Annotated in this window: 21 protein-coding genes; 12 read left to right on the top strand and 9 right to left on the bottom strand. The window is 64.0% G+C overall.

From position 1 onward, the window contains the following. Positions 1-42 precede the first annotated feature (42 nt). On the bottom strand, positions 43-1737 hold the full coding sequence (locus ABIB91_RS07905; protein ID WP_354167644.1) for a methyl-accepting chemotaxis protein: 1695 nt from the start codon (positions 1735-1737) through the stop codon (positions 43-45). Here ABIB91_RS07905 and ABIB91_RS07900 point away from each other — a divergent pair. Next, positions 1720-2040 carry a hypothetical protein gene (locus ABIB91_RS07900; RefSeq protein WP_219682609.1) on the top strand — a complete coding sequence of 107 codons (321 nt, stop codon included), beginning with the start codon at positions 1720-1722 and terminating at the stop codon, positions 2038-2040. The two genes, ABIB91_RS07905 and ABIB91_RS07900, sit on opposite strands and share 18 nt — an antisense overlap. Before the next feature lie 93 nt (positions 2041-2133). Here ABIB91_RS07900 and ABIB91_RS07895 read toward each other — a convergent pair whose 3' ends face one another. The 3 genes from ABIB91_RS07895 to tyrS all read right to left on the bottom strand — a co-directional run bounded on the left by ABIB91_RS07895 (position 2134) and on the right by tyrS (position 5341). Next, on the bottom strand, positions 2134-2538 hold the full coding sequence (locus ABIB91_RS07895) for a DoxX family protein (RefSeq protein ID WP_007591572.1): 405 nt from the start codon (positions 2536-2538) through the stop codon (positions 2134-2136). Between the two features lie 220 nt (positions 2539-2758). Further along, entirely contained in the window at positions 2759-4030 is a 1272-nt protein-coding gene (locus ABIB91_RS07890) for an MFS transporter (protein ID WP_354167648.1), read from the bottom strand. A 57-nt stretch (positions 4031-4087) separates the two neighbouring features. Then, entirely contained in the window at positions 4088-5341 is a 1254-nt protein-coding gene (tyrS, locus tag ABIB91_RS07885) for a tyrosine--tRNA ligase (protein WP_007591570.1), read from the bottom strand. A 164-nt stretch (positions 5342-5505) separates the two neighbouring features. On the opposite strand from tyrS, the gene ABIB91_RS07880 reads away from it, so the two are divergent. From ABIB91_RS07880 to ABIB91_RS07870, 3 genes are all read left to right on the top strand, one after another. Then, positions 5506-6609: an anhydro-N-acetylmuramic acid kinase gene (locus tag ABIB91_RS07880; protein ID WP_354167652.1), complete on the top strand. Its 1104-nt coding sequence runs from the start codon at positions 5506-5508 to the stop codon at positions 6607-6609. Positions 6610-6716: 107 nt separating this feature from the next. Continuing rightward, positions 6717-7394, top strand: coding sequence for a glutathione S-transferase family protein (locus ABIB91_RS07875; protein WP_354167655.1), 678 nt, complete (start codon positions 6717-6719; stop codon positions 7392-7394). Positions 7395-7404: 10 nt separating this feature from the next. Continuing rightward, entirely contained in the window at positions 7405-7728 is a 324-nt protein-coding gene (locus ABIB91_RS07870) for a DMT family transporter (RefSeq protein WP_354167658.1), read from the top strand. Here the strand turns inward: ABIB91_RS07870 and ABIB91_RS07865 are convergent. Both ABIB91_RS07865 and ABIB91_RS07860 read right to left on the bottom strand, forming a co-directional pair. After that, on the bottom strand, positions 7725-8237 hold the full coding sequence (locus ABIB91_RS07865; RefSeq protein ID WP_354167661.1) for a DUF1697 domain-containing protein: 513 nt from the start codon (positions 8235-8237) through the stop codon (positions 7725-7727). The two genes, ABIB91_RS07870 and ABIB91_RS07865, sit on opposite strands and share 4 nt — an antisense overlap. Positions 8238-8244: 7 nt before the next feature. Then, entirely contained in the window at positions 8245-8892 is a 648-nt protein-coding gene (locus ABIB91_RS07860) for an alpha/beta hydrolase (protein WP_007591562.1), read from the bottom strand. 344 nt (positions 8893-9236) lie between these two features. On the opposite strand from ABIB91_RS07860, the gene ABIB91_RS07855 reads away from it, so the two are divergent. From ABIB91_RS07855 to ABIB91_RS07820, 8 genes are all read left to right on the top strand, one after another. Next, positions 9237-10376 (top strand): cysteine desulfurase family protein, encoded by a 1140-nt coding sequence (locus tag ABIB91_RS07855; protein ID WP_354167665.1) that lies wholly within the window; start codon positions 9237-9239, stop codon positions 10374-10376. Between the two features lie 116 nt (positions 10377-10492). Further along, the gene (gene sufB, locus ABIB91_RS07850) at positions 10493-11989 is read left to right on the top strand and encodes a Fe-S cluster assembly protein SufB (protein ID WP_354167668.1); all 1497 of its coding nucleotides are present in this window, start codon (positions 10493-10495) and stop codon (positions 11987-11989) included. 131 nt (positions 11990-12120) lie between these two features. After that, positions 12121-12870 carry a Fe-S cluster assembly ATPase SufC gene (gene sufC, locus ABIB91_RS07845; protein WP_027517718.1) on the top strand — a complete coding sequence of 250 codons (750 nt, stop codon included), beginning with the start codon at positions 12121-12123 and terminating at the stop codon, positions 12868-12870. 11 nt (positions 12871-12881) lie between these two features. Continuing rightward, complete coding sequence (gene sufD, locus ABIB91_RS07840; RefSeq protein WP_354167671.1) at positions 12882-14186, top strand: Fe-S cluster assembly protein SufD; 1305 nt, start codon at positions 12882-12884, stop codon at positions 14184-14186. Further along, a complete protein-coding gene (locus ABIB91_RS07835; RefSeq protein ID WP_354167674.1) occupies positions 14183-15430 on the top strand; it encodes a cysteine desulfurase in 1248 nt (415 codons plus the stop codon). The genes sufD and ABIB91_RS07835 overlap by 4 nt, the downstream gene beginning before the upstream one ends. Further along, on the top strand, positions 15427-15798 hold the full coding sequence (locus ABIB91_RS07830; RefSeq protein ID WP_007591551.1) for an SUF system Fe-S cluster assembly protein: 372 nt from the start codon (positions 15427-15429) through the stop codon (positions 15796-15798). The genes ABIB91_RS07835 and ABIB91_RS07830 overlap by 4 nt, the downstream gene beginning before the upstream one ends. 74 nt (positions 15799-15872) lie before the next feature. Continuing rightward, positions 15873-16283, top strand: coding sequence for a HesB/IscA family protein (locus tag ABIB91_RS07825; RefSeq protein WP_081747958.1), 411 nt, complete (start codon positions 15873-15875; stop codon positions 16281-16283). A gap of 130 nt (positions 16284-16413) precedes the next feature. Then, on the top strand, positions 16414-16839 hold the full coding sequence (locus ABIB91_RS07820) for a TfoX/Sxy family protein (RefSeq protein WP_354167678.1): 426 nt from the start codon (positions 16414-16416) through the stop codon (positions 16837-16839). Positions 16840-16913: 74 nt separating this feature from the next. On the opposite strand, the gene fabA is transcribed toward ABIB91_RS07820, so the two are convergent. The 3 genes from fabA to ABIB91_RS07805 all read right to left on the bottom strand — a co-directional run bounded on the left by fabA (position 16914) and on the right by ABIB91_RS07805 (position 20373). Then, a complete protein-coding gene (fabA, locus tag ABIB91_RS07815; RefSeq protein ID WP_354128165.1) occupies positions 16914-17444 on the bottom strand; it encodes a bifunctional 3-hydroxydecanoyl-ACP dehydratase/trans-2-decenoyl-ACP isomerase in 531 nt (176 codons plus the stop codon). A gap of 108 nt (positions 17445-17552) precedes the next feature. Continuing rightward, entirely contained in the window at positions 17553-18620 is a 1068-nt protein-coding gene (locus ABIB91_RS07810) for a GGDEF domain-containing protein (protein ID WP_354128166.1), read from the bottom strand. A 166-nt stretch (positions 18621-18786) separates the two neighbouring features. Beyond that, positions 18787-20373 carry a DEAD/DEAH box helicase gene (locus ABIB91_RS07805; RefSeq protein WP_007591547.1) on the bottom strand — a complete coding sequence of 529 codons (1587 nt, stop codon included), beginning with the start codon at positions 20371-20373 and terminating at the stop codon, positions 18787-18789. Between the last annotated feature and the right edge of the window lie 197 nt (positions 20374-20570).

Raw genomic sequence — 20570 nt, 5'->3', positions numbered from 1 at the left:
CCGCGGAGCGGGCGTCTCGAACCACGAGGCCCGTGCGCCGCCTTACGCCGCGCGCACGCCTGCCAGGAAGGTCCCGACTTCGCCAGAGAGCTGCTCTGCCTGCTTGGAGAGGTTCGAGGCTGCGGCGAGCACCATGCCTGCGGCATTGCCGGTCTCGTTCGCTGCCGTGCTGACGCCGCCGATATTGGTGGTGACCTCCTGGGTCGCCTCGGCCGTCTGCGAGACACTGCGGGCGATCTCGGCGGTGGCGGCGCCTTGCTCCTCGATCGCGGCGCCGATCGAGGTGGCGATCCGGCTGACCTCTTCGATGGTGGCGGTGATGCCGCCGATGGCGTCCACCGCTTCCTTGGTCGCGCCCTGGATCTGGGCGATCTTGTCGCCGATCTCGCGGGTGGCTTCCGCGGTCTGGCTCGCCAGCGACTTCACCTCCGAAGCGACGACAGCAAAGCCGCGGCCGGCTTCACCGGCGCGTGCGGCCTCGATAGTGGCGTTGAGCGCGAGCAGGTTGGTCTGCGCCGCGATGCTGGAAATCAGCTCGGCGACATGCTCGATCTGCTGGGCGCCGTCCGAGAGCGCGCGGACGATGGTGTCGGTGCGGCGCGCGCTGTCCACGGCGCGGCCGGTGACCACGGCGGACTGCGCGACCTGACGGCTGATCTCGGTGATGGAGGAGGACAGCTCCTCGGCGGCGGCCGCGACCGTCTGGACGCGCTGGCTGGCTTCGGTGGCGGCCGAGCCGACGACGGCGGCGCGGCGGTTGGTCCCTTCCGCGGTCGACGACATCGACTTGGCGGTGACCTCCAGCTCGCCGGAGCCCGAGGCCATCAGGCCGACGAGCTGGCCGACGGAGGCATCGAACCGGTCGGCAAGCGAGATCAGCGCGTCGCGCTTCTCCTGTTCGCTGCGGGACTTGGTGGCGACCTGCTCGGCCTCCAGCTTGCGCGCCGTCAAGGCGGTCTGCCTGAGCACTTCGAGGGTCTCCGCCATGCGGCCGATCTCGTCGCCGCGACCGGTCTCCTCGACCGCCGTGTCGATCGCGCCTTCGGAAATGGCCTGCATGCGGTTCTTCTGGCGGTCGAGCGCGCCGAGCACGTCGCGGGCGATCAGCCAGGACAGGGTCGCCATCAGCAGCATCAGGCCGATGCCGATCGCCCCCAGCTCCAGCGTCAAGGCTCGCACGTCGGCGTCGATGTCGTCGACATAGAGGCCGTAGCTGATCGTCGCGTTCCAGGGCGCGAATTTGCGCGCGAACACGGTCTTGCGGACGGGCTCCGTCTGCCCGGGACGGGGATAGAGATAGGAGGTCACGCCACCCTGTGCGGTCTCGGCGCCGGCCTTGATAATGGCGTCGGCAATCAGGACGCCATTGGAGTCCTTCGCACCGGTGATCTTGCCTTCGAGCTGCTGGTTGGCGCCGTTGACGATGAGGGACGTATCGGCGTTGTAGACCACCGGATAGCCTTGGCCGCCATTGAAGCTCATGCGGCGACCGCGCTGGTGGAACTGGATTTTCGCTTCGGCCTGCGTCAGCTTGCCGGCGCCGACTTCCTCTTCAAGTGATTGGGCGAAGTTGTGGAGCATATCGACCGCGGTCCGCATCTGCTGGACACGGTCCTCCAGCATGCGGCTCTTGCTGAGCACGGACGACACCCCGATGATGGCCGTGACCGTGAGTGCCGAAAGACAGACCATGCTGGCGAGCTTGGTGCGGATCTTGAGGTGACTCAGCAGCTTCATCACGGCCTCGACGGAATGATTATTGTTGCTCGCGTCGGTAGCATGAAATTCTTACCAATCATGAATGGACGCGTGCGACGGCTGCCGCGCAAGCGGCGTCCGCGAGCTGCATGCGCAAACATCCATGCGGAAATGCGCCGCGTGGGCGCATGGCAAGTCAACTGGGAGAAAGATTGTGTGGGTCTTCAGTCCCGACCGAATCCGGTGGGAGCGGACATGAACCGATTCGTCCACCGCCTCATCATGTCGATGCTGCTGGTCGCGGTCCTCGTCCTCGTCTGGAACGTGCTGGGCTCGCGCTGAGATGGCACCCGCAAATGTACGGGTGCCATCTCTTTATTCGCGGATCAATTGCTGACGCCTCAGCGCCGCGCGAACGCGCCGCCGGTTGTGCCGCTAGTCCTTGCCTATCGCCGCATCGGCGCTGACCGAGCCGCCGCCGGCTGCCGAGAGGTAGAGGCAGGCGAAGCAGAACAGGATCGCCGCGGTGCCACCATTGAGCAGCGGCAGGAACACCGGCGTTTCGCCCTTGAACATGTGCCCCATGAAATAGGCGAAGGCCATCTCACCCGAGAGGATGAATGCCGCGAGGCGGGTGAACAGGCCGATCATCAGCAGCGCGCCAAGCACGAGCTCAAGCGTACCGGCTGCGTAGATAATCGGCGGGATGTTTGCGAAGTAGGGAAGCACCGGAAACTTGAACAGCTTGGCGATGCCGTACTGGAACAGCAGCAGGCCGGTGACGAAACGAAACAGGCTCAAGAGAACCGGTTGAAAGCGAACGAGATAGGGAAAGTTCATTGGTTTGTGCCCTCCATCCAATGCTGCGACTAGGACCGCATTCAGTTCTGCGCTGCAAGCCGCCCAAGGGCAATTTGCGCTGACATTTTTGTCATGTCGGACAAAACACCGCGGGAGGGACTTTCAGCCGCGCGCCATCCACATCTTTTGCAGCTGTTCGCGCCATGCCCATCCGTAATTTCCCGGTGACGCGAATGCCCGCAGGTTACCTCTGAGACACCTACCGCCGCAAGGCGGGCACGACCAGGAACGGGATCATCCCGAGCACCACGCTCGCAAGCGCGAAGGCGAGCAGCGCGTTGTAGCCGTGGGTCGCGTCGTGGATCAGGCCGCCGCTCCAGGAGCCGAACGCCGAGCCGAGTCCGCTGCCGATCGAGATGGTGCCGTAGATGGTGCCGACGCGCTTGCCCCCGAAGATCTTCATCGCAGTCGCCGTGATCAGCGGTCCACGTGAGCCCATCATGCTGCCGAAGCAGACCACGAATCCGGTGAGCAGGAGGAGATTGGCGGAGTATTGCAACAGCCACAGCAGGAAGATGCCGAGGATCGAGACCGCGTAGCTGAGCAGCACCGACGGCCGGCGTCCGATCAGGCCGTCGAGCGCTGACACGCCGAGCATGCCGAACACCAGCACGACGCCGGAGAAGCCCCAGGCCGTCGCGGCCTGCAGCGGTGGAAAGCCGGCGTCGATCAGATAGGCCACGATCTGTGCGGCGATCGCGTACATGCCGACCGCGGTGAAGAAGAAGGTCGAGAACAGCGCCCAGAAGGCGTGATGGCGCATCGCGCTCGGAAGGGTCCAGCCGTGATCGACGAAATCCGGATCGGTCTTCTTCGCGATATGGGGCGAGCCCGAGGCGAACAGCCGCCATGGCAGCAGCATCAGCGGAACCAGCAGGCCGAGCGCGGCGAAGCCGAACAGCTGGTAGGTTTCGCGCCAGCCGAGATGATCGATCAAAAGCTGCGAGGCCGGCAGCAGCGCCAGCACGCCGCCCCCCATGGCCGAGTAGACCACCGCCATCGCGGTCGGCAGCTTTGGGCCGAACCAGCGGCCCAGCAGGATCGAGTTCGGCACATTGCCGATGAAGGCGACACCGATGCCGACGCAGAGTCCGATCGAGAGCTGGAACTGCCAGAGTGACTGCGCGTGGCTTGCGATCAGGAAGGCCGAGCCGAGCAGCAAAAGGCCCAGTGCATAGACGATGCGCGGTCCGGAATGATCGAACAGGCGCCCGACCAACGGCGCCATCAGTCCGCTGACGAGCCAGGTCAGCGAATAGATCGAGACCACCTGGGCGCGATCCCAGCCAAAGTTTTCCGAGATCGGCTTCAGGAAGACGGTGAAGCTTTCGCTGAGGCCGCGGCCGAGCACGGCGAGTGTGAAGCAGAGCGCGAGCACCACCAGCGCGGTGCGCACGACGCCCTGCGGCGTCGCCGTGACGCGTTCCCTGGTCGCTTGCTTGGACTGTTCCTCTAGCGCGTTCTGGTCCATTGCCGATCAGGGAGCGCGCTTCAGCGCGCCCTGACAAGCAGCGAAAAGCTCATACGCCTATGCAGGCCTGAGGAGGATGTGCTTCTTCTTGCCGAACGACAGTTTGACCACGCCTTCCGGCGTCAGGTTGGCCGCCGACAACGCCATCTTCTCGTCCGTGACAGGCTCGTCATTGACGCGCAGGCCGCCGCCCTTGATCTGGCGCCGTGCTTCGCCATTGGAGGCAACGAGGCCCGCCTTGACGAAGGCATTGAGCACGCCGAGGCCGGCGTCGAACTCGCCGCGCGGAATTTCCACGGTCGGGAGACTCTCGGCCAGCGCGCCTTCCTCGAAGGTGCGGCGCGCGGTCTCGGCCGCCTCGTTCGCGGCGTCGCGGCCATGCAGGAGCGCGGTCGCCTCGGTGGCGAGTACCTTCTTGGCCTCGTTGATCTCGGAGCCTCCGAGCGCCTCGAGCTTCCTGATCTCGCTCATCGGCAGCGTCGTGAACAGCTTGAGGAATTTGCCGACGTCGGCATCCTCGGTGTTGCGCCAGTACTGCCAGAAATCATACGGCGAGAATTGGTCGGCGTTGAGCCAGACCGCGCCTTGCGCGGTCTTGCCCATCTTGACCCCCGATGCCGTCGTCAGCAGCGGCGTCGTCAGCGCGAACAGCTGATGGGTGCCCATGCGGCGGCCGAGATCGACGCCCATGATGATGTTGCCCCACTGGTCGGAGCCGCCCATCTGCAAGTTGCAGCCGGTCCGCCTGGCGAGTTCGACATAGTCGTAGGCCTGGCAGATCATGTAGTTGAACTCGATGAAGCTCATCTCCTGCTCGCGTTCGAGGCGCAGGCGCACGGAGTCCATGGTCAGCATACGGTTGACCGAGAAGTGCCGGCCGACGTCGCGCAGCATCTCGATGTAGTTGAGCTTTGTCAGCCACTCGGCATTGTCGAGCATGATGGCGTCGCTCTTGCCGTCGCCATAACGCAGCACTTTTGCGAACACGCCGCGGATCGATTCCTTGTTGGCCTCGATCTCGGCGACAGAGCGGATTGCACGCGTCTCGTCCTTGCCGGAGGGATCGCCGACCATGGTGGTGCCGCCGCCCATCAGGGTGATCGGCTTGTTGCCGGACTGCTGCAGCCAGTGCAGCATCATCATGGTCAGGTAGTTGCCGATGTGCAGCGAGCGGGCGGTGCAATCGTAGCCGACATAGCCGGTCACCTCGCCCTTGGCGGCGAGTGCGTCCAGCCCCTCGAAATCGGAGCACTGATGGACGAATCCCCGTTCCTGCAGCGTGTTGAGGAAATCCGATTTGAATGCAGTCATTTGTCGGCGCGCCTGACAATTCTTGGTTTACTGTTTTGGGAGCAATTTAAGGGTCTTCTATGGGAACTCGATTGCTGCCCGCCACTTTGGCCTGTGGCATTATAAGATGTGTCCCTCTGGCACAAGATCGGCATGCCGGAAGGGTCTCTTGAGGACGCTGATCCATGATGTTGACGGCACTCGGTTTGATGAGCGGCACCTCGCTGGACGGGGTGGATGTCGCGCTGATCGAAACCGACGGAAAGCAGGTGAAGGCATTCGGGCCCTCCGGCTACCGGCCGTATAGCCCGGCGGAGCGCAACCTGCTGCGCCAGGCGCTGAGCGAGGCGGTGCACCTGCCGCAGCGCGATGCCCGGCCGGGGATTTTGGCCGAGGCCGAGCGCGCGGTGACCCAGGCGCATGCTGAGGCGGTCGCCGCCTTTGTCGCCCAGAATCGGATGAGGCCGGAAGACATCGACATCGTCGGCTTCCACGGCCAGACCGTGCTGCATCGCCCCGAGAAACGGCTGACGGTGCAGATCGGCGATGCGCCGGCGCTGGCCAAGGCGATCCACATCCCCGTGATGCATGATTTCCGCGCCGCCGACGTCGAAGCTGGCGGGCAGGGCGCGCCATTCGTGCCGGTCTACCACAGGGCGCTCGTCCAGTCGCTGGAGCGCGAAGGGCCGATCGTTGTCGTCAATATCGGCGGCGTCTCCAACATCACCTATATCGACGGCAACGACACGCTGATCGCCTGCGATACCGGGCCCGGCAACGCGCTGCTCGACGATTTCATGTACCGCACCATGAACCAGGCGTTCGACGCGGACGGAAAGTTCGCCGCCCTCGGCAAGGCGGACGAAGCGTGTATCGCGCGGGCGCTGGAGTTGCCGTTCTTCGCAAGCCCGCCGCCGAAATCGCTCGACCGCAACGATTTTGCCGCACTAAAGCTCGGCGAGGTGCAGCCGGCCGACGGCGCCGCGACTCTGACCGCCTTCACCGCGGCGGCCATCGCCCGCATCATCCCGCTGCTGCCACGCAGGCCGCGAAGCTGGATCGTCTGCGGCGGCGGCGCCCGCAACCGGACCATGCTCCAGATGCTGCGGGAGCGCGTGGGGTCCGCCACTGTCGAGGCCGCCGCGACAGTCGGCTGGGCCTCCGATGCCATCGAGGCGCAGGCCTTCGGCTTCCTTGCCGCGCGCGGCCTGAAGGGCCTGCCGCTGTCTTATCCCGCGACCACGGGCGTGCCGATGCCGATGACGGGCGGGGTGATCGCGCGGCCTTGAGGTAATCCTGAGATCGAGACCGGTCGATGCAAATGCATTGAACTTGACGAGTGCATGCAAATGCATCTATCTTGGATGCAGTTGCATCCAACTACCGGGATCGTGCCATGACCGCTTCCCTCAAACTGATCAGCCATAAGCTTTGCCCATACGTGCAGCGCGCGGTGATCGCGCTCAAGGAGAAGGGCGTTCCGTTCGAGCGGGTCGACATCGATCTCGCCAACAAGCCGGACTGGTTTCTCAAACTGTCGCCGCTTGGCAAGGTGCCGGTGCTGGTCGTGACGAGCGAGAAGGGCGAGGTCGCGCTGTTCGAGAGCAACGTGATCTGCGAGTACACCGAGGAGACGCAAGGCGGTGTGAGGCTGCATCCGGCGGATGCCTTGAAGCGTGCCGAGCACCGGGCGTGGATGGAGTTTGGTTCAGCAGTGCTCGGCGACCTCTGGGGTCTGGAGACCACGACCGATCCGGCGACGTTCGAGAGCAAGCGCCAGGCGCTCGTTGCAAAATTCGCGCGGGTCGAGGCGGCGCTCGGCGCCGGTCCTTATTTTGCCGGCGAAGCGTTCAGTTTGGTCGACGCAGTGTTCGCGCCCGTCTTCCGCTATTTCGATCTGTTCGACGAGCTGACCGAGCACGGCATTTTCCGCGATGTGCCGAAGGTCCGCGCATGGCGCGCCGAACTGGCGAAGCGTCCGAGCGTCCGCACCGCGGTCGGCGCGGACTATCCGCAATTGCTGCGCGCCTTCCTGGTGCGGCATGACGCGCATCTGCTCAAGCTCGCGGCTTGAGCCCTCGCCGATGTCGCAATCCATGGCCTGGCTGATGCTGGTGATCGCCGGCCTCCTCGATGTCGGCTGGGCGATCTCGATGAAATATGCGGAGGGCTACACGCGTGTGAGCTGGAGTATCGTCTCGCTGGTGCTGCTCGCCGCCTTTGTGTTCCTGCTCGGACGCGCCTTGAAGGTGCTCGAGGTCGGCGTCGCCTATTCGGTGTGGACGGGCATTGGCGCCGCCGGCACCTTCATCATGGGCGTCGTGCTATTCGGCGAGACCCTGAGCGCGATGAAGATCGCGGGGATCGTGCTGGTGCTGACGGGGATCGCGGCGCTCAAGCTGGCCTAGAGCTCTGCGGCCATTTTCGCGAGCGTCGCGATCGTGTTCATGTTGCGCGCGGTGCCGGTCTTGGCGGCGGGGATGACCAGCTTCGACGTGCCCATGCCGTCGCCGTAATGCACGTAGATCTCGCGGTGGCCGAGGCGGACCTCCTCCTTGTTCTGGCCGCGAATGCCGGCGAGCGCATCCGCCGGCGGCGCCTTGTCGAGGAAGATCGCGACGGTGCGGTTGGGTGCGGCCTTTGGAAACGGATTATCGGCCAAGACCTGCGCCATCTCGGTGGCGCTGCGCACGAGCACGCCGACCGGCGCGCCGGCATAGGCGTGCAACCGCTTTTCGAGTGCGGTCTTGATCGCAGATTGCGACTTGCGGCTTGTGAAGACGACGTTGCCGCTTGCAATATAGGTGCGCACAGCGGCGTAGCCGAGCTCCTCGCAAATGGCCTTGAGTTCGCTCATCGGCAGTTTGCCGGTGCCGCCGACATTCACGGCACGCAGCAATGCGATGAACGCGCCCACGGAAAGCTCAGCGCACGTTGGCGAGGCGCATGTCGAGATAGGCGGTGATGGTTTCCATCAGCGGCTCGAGCTTGGCGTCGAAGAAGTGGTTGGCGCCGGGGATGACCTGCTGGTCGATCACGATGCCCTTTTGCGTCTTCAGCTTCTCGACCAGCGTGTTGACGTCCTTGGGCGGCACCACCGCGTCCTTCTCGCCATGCACGATCAGGCCAGAGGACGGGCAGGGCGCGAGGAACGAGAAGTCGTAGAGGTTGGCGGGCGGCGCGATCGAGATGAAGCCCTCGACCTCCGGGCGGCGCATCAGCAACTGCATGCCGATCCAGGCGCCGAAGGAGAAGCCGGCAACCCAGCAGGCGCGCGCTTCGGGATTGATGGTCTGCGCCCAGTCGAGCGCCGCGGCCGCGTCCGACAATTCGCCGGTGCCGTGGTCGAACGAGCCCTGGCTGCGGCCGACGCCGCGGAAATTGAACCGCAGCACGGAGAAGCCGCGATGCGCGAACGCATAGTAGCACTGGTAGATGATCTGATGATTCATCGTGCCGTGGAACTGCGGATGCGGATGCAGGACCATCGCGATCGGCGCGTTCTTCTGCTTGGCCGGATGGTAGCGGCCTTCGAGACGGCCGGCGGGGCCGGTGAAAATAACTTCAGGCATGATGATCTCTTGATTGATCCCTTGAAGACGCTCTTCAACAATCAACCGATTGTGCGGATTTCATCGGCTGCTGGGCCGATCAAGCCGCGAATGGAAGGGTGGAGCGGCGCCCTCGGATGATGCGCGAGCGGCGCGCGGCGAACTGACGCGCGCGTTCTAACATGAGGCGAGGGTCAAAAAGCAAGCATCTTGAACATCGCCCAATGAGCTCAAGATGTTAGCGTCATGGCCGCGCCCTCGCGCGATGGGGAATCCGGAATCGAGATTGCCAAGTGCTCCAGGGGAGCCCATGTCGGGTACCAGCGCTGGCGCAACAACCACAATCGCAGGTAATATAGTAGTCTATGCCGAGCCGCATCTATCTCGACTGGAATGCGACCACGCCGCTTCGTCCCGAGGCCCGAAGCGCAATGCTCGCAGCCTCCGAGCTCATCGGCAATCCCTCCTCGGTTCATGCCGAGGGGCGCGAGGCGCGACGGCTTGTCGAGGACGCGCGGGCCCTGCTTGCGACCTCCGTCGGCGCGTTGCCGCGGAACGTCGTCTTCACCTCCACGGGAACCGAAGCTAACGCGCTGGCGCTGTCGCCGGGGCTTCGGGGGCCGTCTGGCGGGCCTGTCGAGCGGCTCCTGGTCTCGGCGGTCGAGCATGCGTCGGTGCTGGCGGGCGGCCGGTTCCCGGCCGATAGGATCGGTCAGGTCAGGGTTACGCGCTCCGGCGTGATCGACCTCGACGATTTGAAGGCGCTGCTCGGCGACGGCCCGCCGGCGCTGGTCTCCATCATGGCGGCCAACAATGAGACGGGCGCGCTGCAGCCTATCGCCGAGGCCGCGGCAATCGTTCACGCGGCTGGCGGCCTCCTGCACGTCGATGCAATCCAGGCGTTTGGAAAAATCCCTTTCGATATCAAAGCTATCGGCGCAGACCTTGCGACCTTTTCTGCACACAAGATCGGCGGTCCCAAGGGTGTTGGCGCGCTGGTCGCGGCCGAGGGCGTGGCCGGGCTTGAGCCGTTGCTGCGGGGCGGCGGGCAGGAGATGAACCGGCGCGCGGGAACCGAGAATGTCGCCGGCATTGCCGGCTTCGGGGCAGCGGTGCGGGTCGCCCTTCAGGCTTTGTCGGAGGATGCAGCGCGGATGGCAAGTCTCAGAGATCGCTTGGAAAATGGCATTCGCTCCATGGCCGGCGCAACGGTCTTCTCAAGTGACGTCAAGCGGTTGCCGAATACCGTTCTGTTCACCGCCCCCGGCCTTAAGGCCGAGACCGCGGTGATCGGCTTCGACCTCGAAGGCGTCGCCGTGTCCTCAGGCTCTGCCTGTTCCTCGGGCAAGGTTCAGCCGTCCCACGTGTTGTCGGCAATGGGGTATGATCCGACCGTCGCCCAAGGAGCGGTGCGTCTTAGTCTGGGCTGGTCCACGGAGCCGGATGACATCAACAGGGCGTTAGAGGCTTGGCGAAAGCTCGGTAATACCCTACTTAAGGGATAAGCGATGAAACACGGCTTGAACGGTTCTAAGCGCGTGCTTCCCGCCAAGAAACATCGTAATAGTCGTCCGAGTTTGATGATCCACCGCGGTCCTTGAAACCGCGAGCGGAGGATAGAATGCCAGCCGTGCAAGAGACGGTCGAGCGCGTGAAGCGCATCGACGTCGATCAGTATCGTTATGGGTTTGAGACCCTGATCGAGTCCGACAAGGCCCCCAAGGGGCTGTCGGAAGAGACCGTCAAGTTCATCTCCGAGAAGAAGAACGAACCCGCCTGGATGCTCCAGTGGCGGCTCGAAGCCTATCGGCGCTGGCTGACCATGACCGAGCCGACCTGGGCGCGCGTCGATTATCCCAAGATCGACTTCCAGGACCTCTATTATTATTCGGCGCCGAAGCCGAAGAAGACGATCACCTCGCTCGACGAGATCGATCCAGAGATTCTGAAGACCTACGAGAAGCTCGGCATTCCCTTGCGGGAAGTCGCCATGCTCGAAGGCGTCGAGCCGAAGCCCGGCGAGGAAGATCCCACGCGTCGCAAGATCGCGGTCGATGCCGTCTTCGATTCGGTTTCGGTTGCGACCACCTTTAAGGCGGAGCTGAAGAAGGCCGGCGTGATCTTCATGCCGATCTCGGAGGCGATCCGCGAGCATCCCGAGCTGGTGCAGAAATATCTGGGATCCGTGGTGCCGACCTCGGACAATTTCTACGCGACGCTGAACTCGGCGGTGTTCTCCGATGGCTCGTTCGTCTACGTGCCGCCGGGCGTGCGCTGCCCGATGGAGCTGTCGACGTACTTCCGCATCAACGAGCGCAACACCGGCCAGTTCGAGCGCACGCTGATCATCGCCGACAAGGGCTCCTACGTCTCCTATCTCGAGGGCTGCACCGCGCCGCAACGCGACGAGAACCAGCTGCACGCGGCCGTGGTCGAGCTCGTCACGCATGACGACGCCGAGATCAAATATTCGACGGTGCAGAACTGGTACCCGGGCAATTCGGAAGGCAAGGGCGGCATCTACAATTTCGTCACCAAGCGTGGCGACTGCCGCGGCGACAATTCCAAAATCTCCTGGACCCAGGTCGAAACGGGTTCGGCGATCACCTGGAAGTATCCGAGCTGCATCCTGCGCGGCGACAATTCCCGTGGTGAATTCTATTCGATCGCGATCTCGAACGGCTATCAGCAGGTCGACTCGGGCACCAAGATGATCCATCTCGGCAAGAACACGTCGAGCCGCATCATCTCCAAGGGCATCGCGGCCGGCAGGTCGCAGAACACCTATCGCGGGCTCGTTACCGCGCATCGCAAGGCGACCGGCGCGCGCAACTTCACTGCCTGCGATTCGCTGCTGATCGGCGACAAATGCGGCGCGCACACCGTGCCCTACATCGAAGCCAAGAACTCGTCGGCGACGTTCGAGCACGAGGCTACCACGTCGAAGATCTCCGAGGACGTGCTGTTCTACTGCATCCAGCGCGGCCTCACGCAGGAGGAGGCGGTCGGCCTCGTGGTCAACGGCTTCGTCAAGGACGTGCTGCAGCAACTGCCGATGGAGTTCGCGGTGGAAGCGCAGAAGCTGATCTCGATCTCGCTTGAAGGATCGGTCGGCTAGCGCCGACCTCATCCTGAGGAGGCCGCGTAAGCGGCCGTCTCGAAGGATGGATACGAAAAGATTGTTGGCCTTAATCCTTCGAGACGCGCCTGCGGCGCTCCTCAGGATGAGGAGATAGATGGAAACAAGATATGGCTTTGCTCGAAGTGAAAGACCTCAAGGTTCGTGTTGAGGAACGTGAGATCCTCCACGGGCTGACGCTGACCGTGAACGAGGGCGAGATCCACGCGATCATGGGGCCGAACGGCTCCGGCAAGTCGACGCTGTCCCACGTCATCGCCGGCAAGCCGGGTTACGAGGTGACCGACGGCGAGATCCTGTTCAAGGGCGAAGACCTGCTCGCGATGGCCCCCAACGAGCGCGCCGCCAAGGGCGTGTTCCTTGCGTTCCAGTATCCGGTCGAGATCCCCGGCGTCTCCACCATGAATTTCCTGCGTACCGCACTGAACGCGCAGCGCAAGGCGCGCGGCGAGAGCGAATATTCGACGCCCGACTTTTTGAAGAAAGTCCGCGAAGTCTCGAAGTCGCTGAACATCCCGCAGGACATGCTCAAGCGCGGCGTCAATGTCGGTTTTTCCGGCGGCGAGAAGAAGCGCAACGAGGTGCTGCAGATGGCGCTGTTTGAGCCGAGCCTGTGCATCCTCGACGAGATGGATTCCGGCCTCGACATCGACGCGCTGCGCATCGCAGCCGACGGCGTCAACGCGTTGCATTCGCCCAAGCGCGCGATGGTCGTCATCACCCACTATCAGCGGCTGCTCAACTACATCGTGCCTGACGTCGTGCACGTGATGTCGAAGGGCCGTGTCGTGAAGAGCGGTGCCAAGGACCTGGCGCTGGAGCTGGAGTCGTCCGGCTACGCCCAGTACGAGGACGCGTAAGGAATTTTGCGATGAACGTTGCTGTGGCAAAGACCGGAAATGGCCGCGCGGTGAGCGATCTCTTCGCCAGCGCCGAAGGCCGTCTGCCGGGTTCGCCTTCCGTGATCGCCGTGCGCCGCGAGGCGTTCGAGACCTATGAGCGTCTCGGCCTGCCGCACCGCCGGATCGAGGAATGGAAATACACCGACCTGCGCGCGCTGGTCGGCGAGGTGTTGCCGTTGGCGGCTGCGCCCGATACGGCCGCGTTGAAGCGCGCCGCGGACGCCGTGAAGGCGCATGCCATCGCAGGCGCCCGCAAGCTGGTTCTGGTGGACGGCGTGTTCGCTGCCGATCTCTCGGACATCAAGGCGATGGCCTCCGAGGCGGGCTTTAAGACATTGCGGGAGACGCTGGAGAAGAATTCCGGTCTGTTGAAGACCGCGGCTATCGACGCGGTGATCGCGCTGAACGCGGCAATGGCGACCGATGGTGTCGTGGTTGATATCGCCGACGGCGTGCAGCTGTCCGCGCCGATCCAGATCATTCACATCGCGATCGCTGCTACGGCATCGACGTTCACCCGCTCGCAGGTCGTGGTCGGGAAAGGCGCTCGTGCCACCATCATCGAGAGCTTCGTCGCGGCCGGCGCCAAGGCCTACCAGGTCAACGATGCCGTCATCCTCGCGGTCGGCGACAACGCAGACGTCGCGCATATCCGCCTGATGGACGATTCGCCGGATGCGGTGAACATCACCTCGCAGTTCGTCACGGTCGGTGCGAACACGAAGCTCAATTTCTTCAACATGACCACCGGTGCTGCGGTCAGCCGCCTGCAAGGCTTCATCACGCTGGCGGGCGAGGGCAGCGAGCTCTCCGTTAACGGCGTGAACCTGTTGCAGAAGACCGAACATGGCGACACCACCCTGGTGGTCGACCACGCCGTGCCGAACTGCGTCAGCCGGGAAGTCTTCCGCGCCGTGATCGACGACCGTGCGCACTCGGTGTTTCAGGGCCGTATCATCGTTCGTCCCGACGCACAGAAGACCGACGGCAAGATGATGATCCGCGCGCTGCTGCTCTCGGACGAAGCGGAAGCCGACAACAAGCCCGAGCTCGAGATTTTCGCTGACGACGTCTCTTGCGGCCACGGCGCCACCGCCGGCGCGCTCGACGACAGCCTGCTGTTCTATCTGAAGGCGCGCGGCCTGCCGGAGAAGCAGGCCCAGGCGCTGCTGATCCAGGCTTTCGTCGGCGAGGCGATCGAGCAGATCGCCGACGATGATCTGCGCGAGCACGTGATCGGCATTGCCGAGCGCTGGCTGGAGCGGCGCCAATGAGCATGCATCCGGCAGTCAAGAACGGCTCTTACGACGTTGCGCGCGTGCGCGAAGATTTTCCGGCGCTGGCCATGCAGATCTACGGCAAGCCGCTGGTCTATCTCGACAACGCTGCATCTGCACAGAAGCCGAGCGCCGTGCTCGATCGCATGACGCAGGCTTATACCTCCGAATACGCCAACGTGCATCGCGGCCTGCATTACCTCGCCAATGCCGCGACCGAGGCCTATGAGGGCGGCCGCATCAAGGTGGCGCAGTTCATTAACGCGCCGCGACCTGAGGAAGTGATCTTCACCCGCAACGCGACCGAGGCGATCAACCTCGTCGCCTCGTCCTGGGGTGAGCCGAACATCAAAGAAGGCGACGAGATCGTCATCTCGATCATGGAGCACCACTCCAACATCGTGCCCTGGCATTTTCTCAGAGAACGCCATGGTGCCGTGATCAAATGGGCCCCGGTCGACGACGAGGGCAATTTCCTCATCGACGAATTCGAAAAGCTGCTGACCTCGAAGACCAGGCTGGTCGCGATCACGCAGATGTCGAACGCGCTCGGCACCATCGTTCCGGTCAAGGACGTCGTGAAGATCGCCCATGCCCGCGGCATTCCCGTGCTGGTCGACGGCAGCCAGGGCGCGGTGCATATCCCAGTCGACGTCCAGGACCTCGGCTGCGACTTCTACGTCTTCACCGGCCACAAGGTCTACGGTCCGACCGGCATCGGCGTGCTCTGGGCCAAGTACGACCACCTGGTCGCGATGCGCCCGTTTAACGGCGGCGGCGAGATGATCCGCGAGGTCTCGCGCGACGTCGTCACCTACGGCGATCCCCCGCACAAATTCGAGGCCGGCACGCCGGCGATCGTCGAGGCGGTCGGGCTTGGCGCCGCCATCGACTACGTCAATTCGATCGGCAAGGAGCGCATCGCCGCGCACGAGCACGATCTCGTCACCTACGCCCAGGACAAGCTGCGCGAGATCAACTCGCTGCGGCTGGTAGGGACGGCGCGGGGCAAGGGCCCGGTGATCTCCTTCGAGCTCAAGGGCGCGCACGCCCATGACGTCGCCACCGTGATCGACCGCCAGGGCATCGCGGTGCGCGCCGGCACCCATTGCGTGATGCCGCTTTTAGAGCGGTTCAACGTCACGGCCACATGCCGGGCGTCGTTCGGCATGTATAATACGCGAGAAGAAGTCGATCATCTGGCACAGGCGCTGTTGAAGGCGCGGGATTTGTTCGCATGAGTGACACGGCCGAAATCAAAGCCAATCCGATGGAAACCCAGTCGGCGCTGCCGCCTGAGGAGACCGAGCGTCTCACCACCGAGATCATCGCCGGGCTGAAGACCGTGTTCGACCCGGAAATCCCGGCTGACATCTACGAGCTCGGCCTGATCTACAAGGTCGAGATCAAGGACGATCGCTCGGTCGACGTGCAAATGACGCTGACGACGCCGAACTGCCCGGCTGCCGGCGAGTTGCCGACCATGGTCGAGAACGCGGTCGCCAGCGTCCCCGGCGTCGGCGTGGTCGACGTCAAGGTGGTCTGGGAGCCGGCCTGGACGCCGGAACGCATGAGCGACGAGGCCCGCCTCGTGCTCAACATGTGGTGACGCGTAACCCTGGCTTTAGATACTCGTTAGATCCTTGGCATTGAATTCGCTCGGCAACGGACCACATCATTGACATGACACAGATATCGTCGGGCTCGACACCAGCATCCACTCCGAAACCGCGGCGGCCGCGCCCACAAGTGATGCGGCTGACGGATGCTGCTGCCCAGCGCATCAACGAGCTGACCCAGCGGGCCGATTCCGAGATCGTGGGCCTGCGCGTCGGCGTCAAGAACGGCGGCTGTGCCGGTCAGTCCTACACGGTCGAATACGCCCATGATGTCCGCCCGACCGACGAGGTCGTCGAGGACAAGGGCGTCAAGATCCTGGTCGATCCGAAGGCCGTGCTGTTCCTGCTCGGCACCGAGATGGACTACAAGGCCGACAAGATGCAGGCCCAGTTCGTCTTCAACAATCCCAACCAGATCTCCGCTTGCGGCTGCGGCGAGTCGGTCGAGCTGCGCCCGGCGCAGATCGACGGGTAGTTTTTCCGTCATTGCGAGGAGCACTTGCGACGAAGCAATCCAGGCTGTCTCCGCGTCGACAGCCTGGATTGCTTCGCTTCGCTCGCAATGACGGCGGTGGTATTGGGCTGCTCGCCCCGGGAAGCCTGCCATGGACCGAGAATTCCTGATCGACCTGTTCGCCGATTTCGGCCCCGTCGCCATCCGAAAAATGTTTTCCGGCTACGGCATCTCCGCCGACGGCATCAATTTCGCGCTGTCTCTGCGTGCCGGCTTGTTCTTTCGCGCCGACGAGATGACCATCCCGGACTTTGAAGCGGAAGGCTCGAAGCCGTTCCAATACGCGACCCGCGCCAAGACCGTGGTGGTGAACTCCTATTGGGAGCTGCCCGCGCGCCTGTTCGACGATTCCGCGGAACTGGCGCAATGGGCGAGGGCCGCGCTCGCCGCCGCCCAGCGCGCCAAGGTGAAGAAGCGGCCCAAGGTCAAGAAGGCGGCGAAGAAGGTTGCGAAGAAGCCCCCGGCGAATAAACGAACAACCAAGAAGGCGGTCCGTAGGGTGGGCAAAGGCGCTTAGCGCCGTGCCCACCATCTTTCCGCGATTGCGACCTGTAATGGTGGGCACGCTTCGCTTTGCCTCACCCTACGACTTCACTCCACGGTCTTGGTCAGACCAACCCGCATGTCCGTGGCGGTGAAGACGCAGATGCCGTCGGCCAGCACGCGACCGTCGGCAATTCCGAGCACCAGCTTGCCGCGCCGGACCATCCTCATGGAGACTTCGTAGCGCACGCGTTGCGCGTTCGGCGTGACCTCGCCCGTGCACGCGACCTCGCCGACGCCGATGGCGCGGCCCTTGCCCGGGGAGCCCGACCATCCCAGCCAATAGCCGACCATCTGCCACATGGCATCCAGCCCCAGAGAGGCCGGCATCGTGGCATCGCCGCGATAGTGGCAATCGAAGAACCAATGGCCCGGCGCGATGTCGAGCTCGCCGACGATATGGCCCTTGCCGAACTCGCCGCCGTCCAGGCTGATCTCCGTGATGCGATCCATCATCAGCATCGGCGGCGCCGGTAATTGCGCATTGCCCGGGCCGAAATAGCCGCCCTCGCTCGATCTCAGCAGCTCATCCCTCGTGTAGGACGGTTGCGGCGTGTGAAAATCATGCGGGTTGGGCAAGACGACAAGTCCTCCGGATGCTCGCGGGCGGACCCCTCAAGGCGGCGAGAGAGATGTCGTTCGTCCGGTCAGAATGTCAAGCGCGGGTGGCGGTGCGTGGCTTCGGCGTCACGCCACCCGGTTGTGCGTCTCGACTGCGAATTCCGGATCGGCCTCGCAGATCACGCGGTTGCGGCCGTTGCGTTTGGCGGCGTAGAGGCAGGCATCCGCGCGTTCGATCAGCGCATCGGTGTCGTCGCCCGGCTTGAGCATGGAGACGCCGACCGAGATGGTGACGCGGCCGAGGATTTCGCCGGTGGACTTCTTCTTCAATTCCTTCGCCATCACCGCGCGGCGGATGTGATCGGCCACCGTGAGGGCCTGGCGCAGCGCGGTGTTGGGCAGCACGACCGCGAATTCCTCGCCGCCATAGCGGGCGGTGATGTCCTGGCCCTTGATGGTCTGCTTCAGCGACAGGCCGACCAGCCGCAGCACCTGGTCGCCGGTGAGATGACCGTAGGAATCGTTGAACGACTTGAAATGATCGATGTCGACCAGCAGCAGCGACAGCGGCTCACCGGAGGCGAGCGCGCCTTCCACGGCCATGTCGATCATGCGATCGAAATATTTGCGGTTGCCGAGCCCCGTCAGCGGATCGGTGAGGCTCTCTGCGCGGATCGCCTCCAGGCTCTGCTGGAGGTTGCTGATCTCGCTCTTCGACAGCGTCAGCCGGTCTTCCAGCGCCTTGTTGGTCTCGCGCATCTCGCGGGTCGAATGCAGCAGCGTCTCGACGATCGACTTGAGCTGCTCGCGGCTCTTGGCCGATGACAGCTTTTCGGTCGCGCCCGACAGGCTGGCATCGTAGGAGCCGGTCATCCCGAGCGCGTCGCCGAGTACCTTCATCACGTCGTCGATCTCGCCGATGACGCGCGCGCCGACCTTGTCGATGCGGTCGGTGGTCTTGATGTGGGAGAGGTAGGTCTCGTAGATCTGATCGAGATCGGCTTCGGTGAGCTTGCCGCTCCGCGCCAGCGTCTCGTTGATGATCTTGTTGAGTGGAGCGTTGTAGCCGGTGGCGTAGACGTACCAGATCTCGTAATTGCGGGGAATTGCCGTCTGCCGTAGCGATCGGATCTGACCGAGCGCTACCTCGGCGAACGCCATCGTGCGTTCGTGTTCGTCGAGCACCTTGACCACGGAACATACCCCACAGCGATCAGCGTGCCGGCGACCGCAGCAATACTTAAATTATGTTCGTAGGCTAACGGACGATCGTGAACGCCCCGTAAATATACGTCCACGAATGCATCCGAAAAAGTGCGCGCCAGCTTGGTTTCAACCAAAGCCGGGCGCGTATCGTGCTTCAGGCGCCGGCGGGGGAGCGAACCGGACGCAGCAGAAATGCCGGCAGATGCGAGTGGTCGCCCGGCTCGCTGTCGGCCTCGCGTTGGCGGCGCGGCTCGGGACGGCCGATCGACGGCACATGCGACGGATTGGCCTGCTGGCGCGCACCGTCACGCGGCTCGGATGCTGGCCTGGCTTCGCGCGGAGGTCTTGCCTCACGCGAAGGTCTGGCTTCACGCGAAGGTCTTGCTTCACGCGAAGGTCTTGCCTCGCGCGCGGGCTTTGCTTCGGAAGCGGGCCTTGCCTCGGGAACGGACCGTGCTTCGGCAGAAGGCTGTGCCTCGCCACGTGGTTCGCGCGGCTCATGGCTGCGTTCACGATCGCGACCGCGCTGCGGCTTGCCGCGTCCGCCGCGTGAACGTTCACGGCCGCGCTGCTCGCGCGGACGCTCGCTCGCATCGGATGCATCGGTGCGGACTTCGAAATCGCCTTCGGCGCGCGGAATGCTCTGGCCGATCAGCTTCTCGATCGCCACCATCGACTTCTGGTCGAGCGGCGTAACGAGCGAGATCGCCATGCCGGACCGGCCTGCGCGACCGGTGCGGCCGACGCGATGGACATAGTCGTCGGGATGGTGGGGAACGTCGAAATTGAAGACGTGGCTGACCTCGGGGATGTCGAGGCCGCGGGCGGCGACGTCGGACGCGACCAGGAGGGGCAGCTCGCCCTTGCGGAACTGCTCGAGTGCCGCCGTGCGGGCCGACTGGTCCATGTCGCCATGAAGCGCGCCGACGCTGAAGCCGTGCTTCTGCAGCGATTTGTGAACGACGGCGACGTCGCGTTTGCGATTGCAGAAGATGATCGCGTTCTGGAGATCCTTGGCCTCGCGCAGCAGTCGGCGAAGCAGCTCGCGCTTCTCGTGCGCCTCGCGCCCGGCCGGGACCTGGCACTGCGTAACGGTGACAGCGGTCGTGGCGGGCTTCGATACCTCGACCTTCTGCGGATTGTGCAGGAAGGTTTCGGTGATGCGCCGGATCTCCGGCGGCATGGTCGCGGTGAAGAACAGGGTCTGCCGCGTGAACGGGACGAGCTTGCAGACGCGCTCGATGTCGGGAATGAAGCCCATGTCCAGCATGCGGTCGGCTTCGTCGATGACGAGCAGCTCGACGCCGGTGAGCAGCAGGCCGCCGCGCTCCGTGTGGTCGAGCAGGCGGCCGGGAGTTGCGATCAGCACGTCGACGCCGCGCGTCAGCTTGGCATCTTGGTCGCCGAAGGAAACGCCGCCGATCAGGAGGGCGACGTTGAGTTTCTGGCCCGCGCCGTAGCGGTCGAAGTTTTCCTTCACCTGCGCCGCGAGTTCGCGGGTCGGCTCAAGGATCAGCGTGCGCGGCATGCGCGCCCGGGCGCGACCCTTTTCGAGGATGGTGAGCATCGGCAGCACGAAGGCCGCGGTCTTGCCGGTGCCGGTCTGGGCGATGCCGAGCACGTCCTTGCGAGCGAGGACGTGAGGGATCGCCTGTTCCTGAATGGGGGTGGGGGTGGTGTAACCGGTGGCCGCCACTGCGGCGAGGACTTTTTCGGATAGTCCGAGATGGGTAAAAGACATTGAGCCTCTGGTCGAAACCGCCGTTCGGAATCGAGGGTAATAAGGCTGTCGCGTTCCACCCCAAAACGGCGCGCTCTCAAAGAAGCTGGGGGTGCTGACTCACGCGAACAAAGCGCCAGGCTCAGGAATCGCTCTTCGATCTGAGCCGCGTCGCCACGGAACATAGGCGGGAATCGGCCAAAGTCAATGGAGCAGGC

Origin of the sequence: Bradyrhizobium sp. JR4.3 (genome assembly GCF_040547695.1) — a bacterium.
Classification (GTDB): Bacteria; Pseudomonadota; Alphaproteobacteria; order Rhizobiales; family Xanthobacteraceae; genus Bradyrhizobium; species Bradyrhizobium canariense.
This window is presented reverse-complemented; position numbering and strand designations above follow the sequence as displayed.

Coding starts and splice junctions, on each gene's coding strand:
- ABIB91_RS07855 (WP_354167665.1), top strand. CDS start 9,237: ATGCCGAGCCGCATCTATCTCGACTGGAATGCGACCACGCCGCTTCGT.
- ABIB91_RS07860 (WP_007591562.1), bottom strand. CDS start 8,892: ATGCCTGAAGTTATTTTCACCGGCCCCGCCGGCCGTCTCGAAGGCCGC.
- sufC (WP_027517718.1), top strand. CDS start 12,121: ATGGCTTTGCTCGAAGTGAAAGACCTCAAGGTTCGTGTTGAGGAACGT.
- ABIB91_RS07895 (WP_007591572.1), bottom strand. CDS start 2,538: ATGAACTTTCCCTATCTCGTTCGCTTTCAACCGGTTCTCTTGAGCCTG.
- ABIB91_RS07870 (WP_354167658.1), top strand. CDS start 7,405: ATGTCGCAATCCATGGCCTGGCTGATGCTGGTGATCGCCGGCCTCCTC.
- ABIB91_RS07880 (WP_354167652.1), top strand. CDS start 5,506: ATGATGTTGACGGCACTCGGTTTGATGAGCGGCACCTCGCTGGACGGG.
- ABIB91_RS07820 (WP_354167678.1), top strand. CDS start 16,414: ATGGACCGAGAATTCCTGATCGACCTGTTCGCCGATTTCGGCCCCGTC.
- ABIB91_RS07825 (WP_081747958.1), top strand. CDS start 15,873: ATGACACAGATATCGTCGGGCTCGACACCAGCATCCACTCCGAAACCG.
- sufD (WP_354167671.1), top strand. CDS start 12,882: ATGAACGTTGCTGTGGCAAAGACCGGAAATGGCCGCGCGGTGAGCGAT.
- sufB (WP_354167668.1), top strand. CDS start 10,493: ATGCCAGCCGTGCAAGAGACGGTCGAGCGCGTGAAGCGCATCGACGTC.
- ABIB91_RS07890 (WP_354167648.1), bottom strand. CDS start 4,030: ATGGACCAGAACGCGCTAGAGGAACAGTCCAAGCAAGCGACCAGGGAA.
- tyrS (WP_007591570.1), bottom strand. CDS start 5,341: ATGACTGCATTCAAATCGGATTTCCTCAACACGCTGCAGGAACGGGGA.
- ABIB91_RS07805 (WP_007591547.1), bottom strand. CDS start 20,373: ATGTCTTTTACCCATCTCGGACTATCCGAAAAAGTCCTCGCCGCAGTG.
- ABIB91_RS07875 (WP_354167655.1), top strand. CDS start 6,717: ATGACCGCTTCCCTCAAACTGATCAGCCATAAGCTTTGCCCATACGTG.
- ABIB91_RS07830 (WP_007591551.1), top strand. CDS start 15,427: ATGAGTGACACGGCCGAAATCAAAGCCAATCCGATGGAAACCCAGTCG.
- ABIB91_RS07905 (WP_354167644.1), bottom strand. CDS start 1,737: ATGAAGCTGCTGAGTCACCTCAAGATCCGCACCAAGCTCGCCAGCATG.
- ABIB91_RS07835 (WP_354167674.1), top strand. CDS start 14,183: ATGAGCATGCATCCGGCAGTCAAGAACGGCTCTTACGACGTTGCGCGC.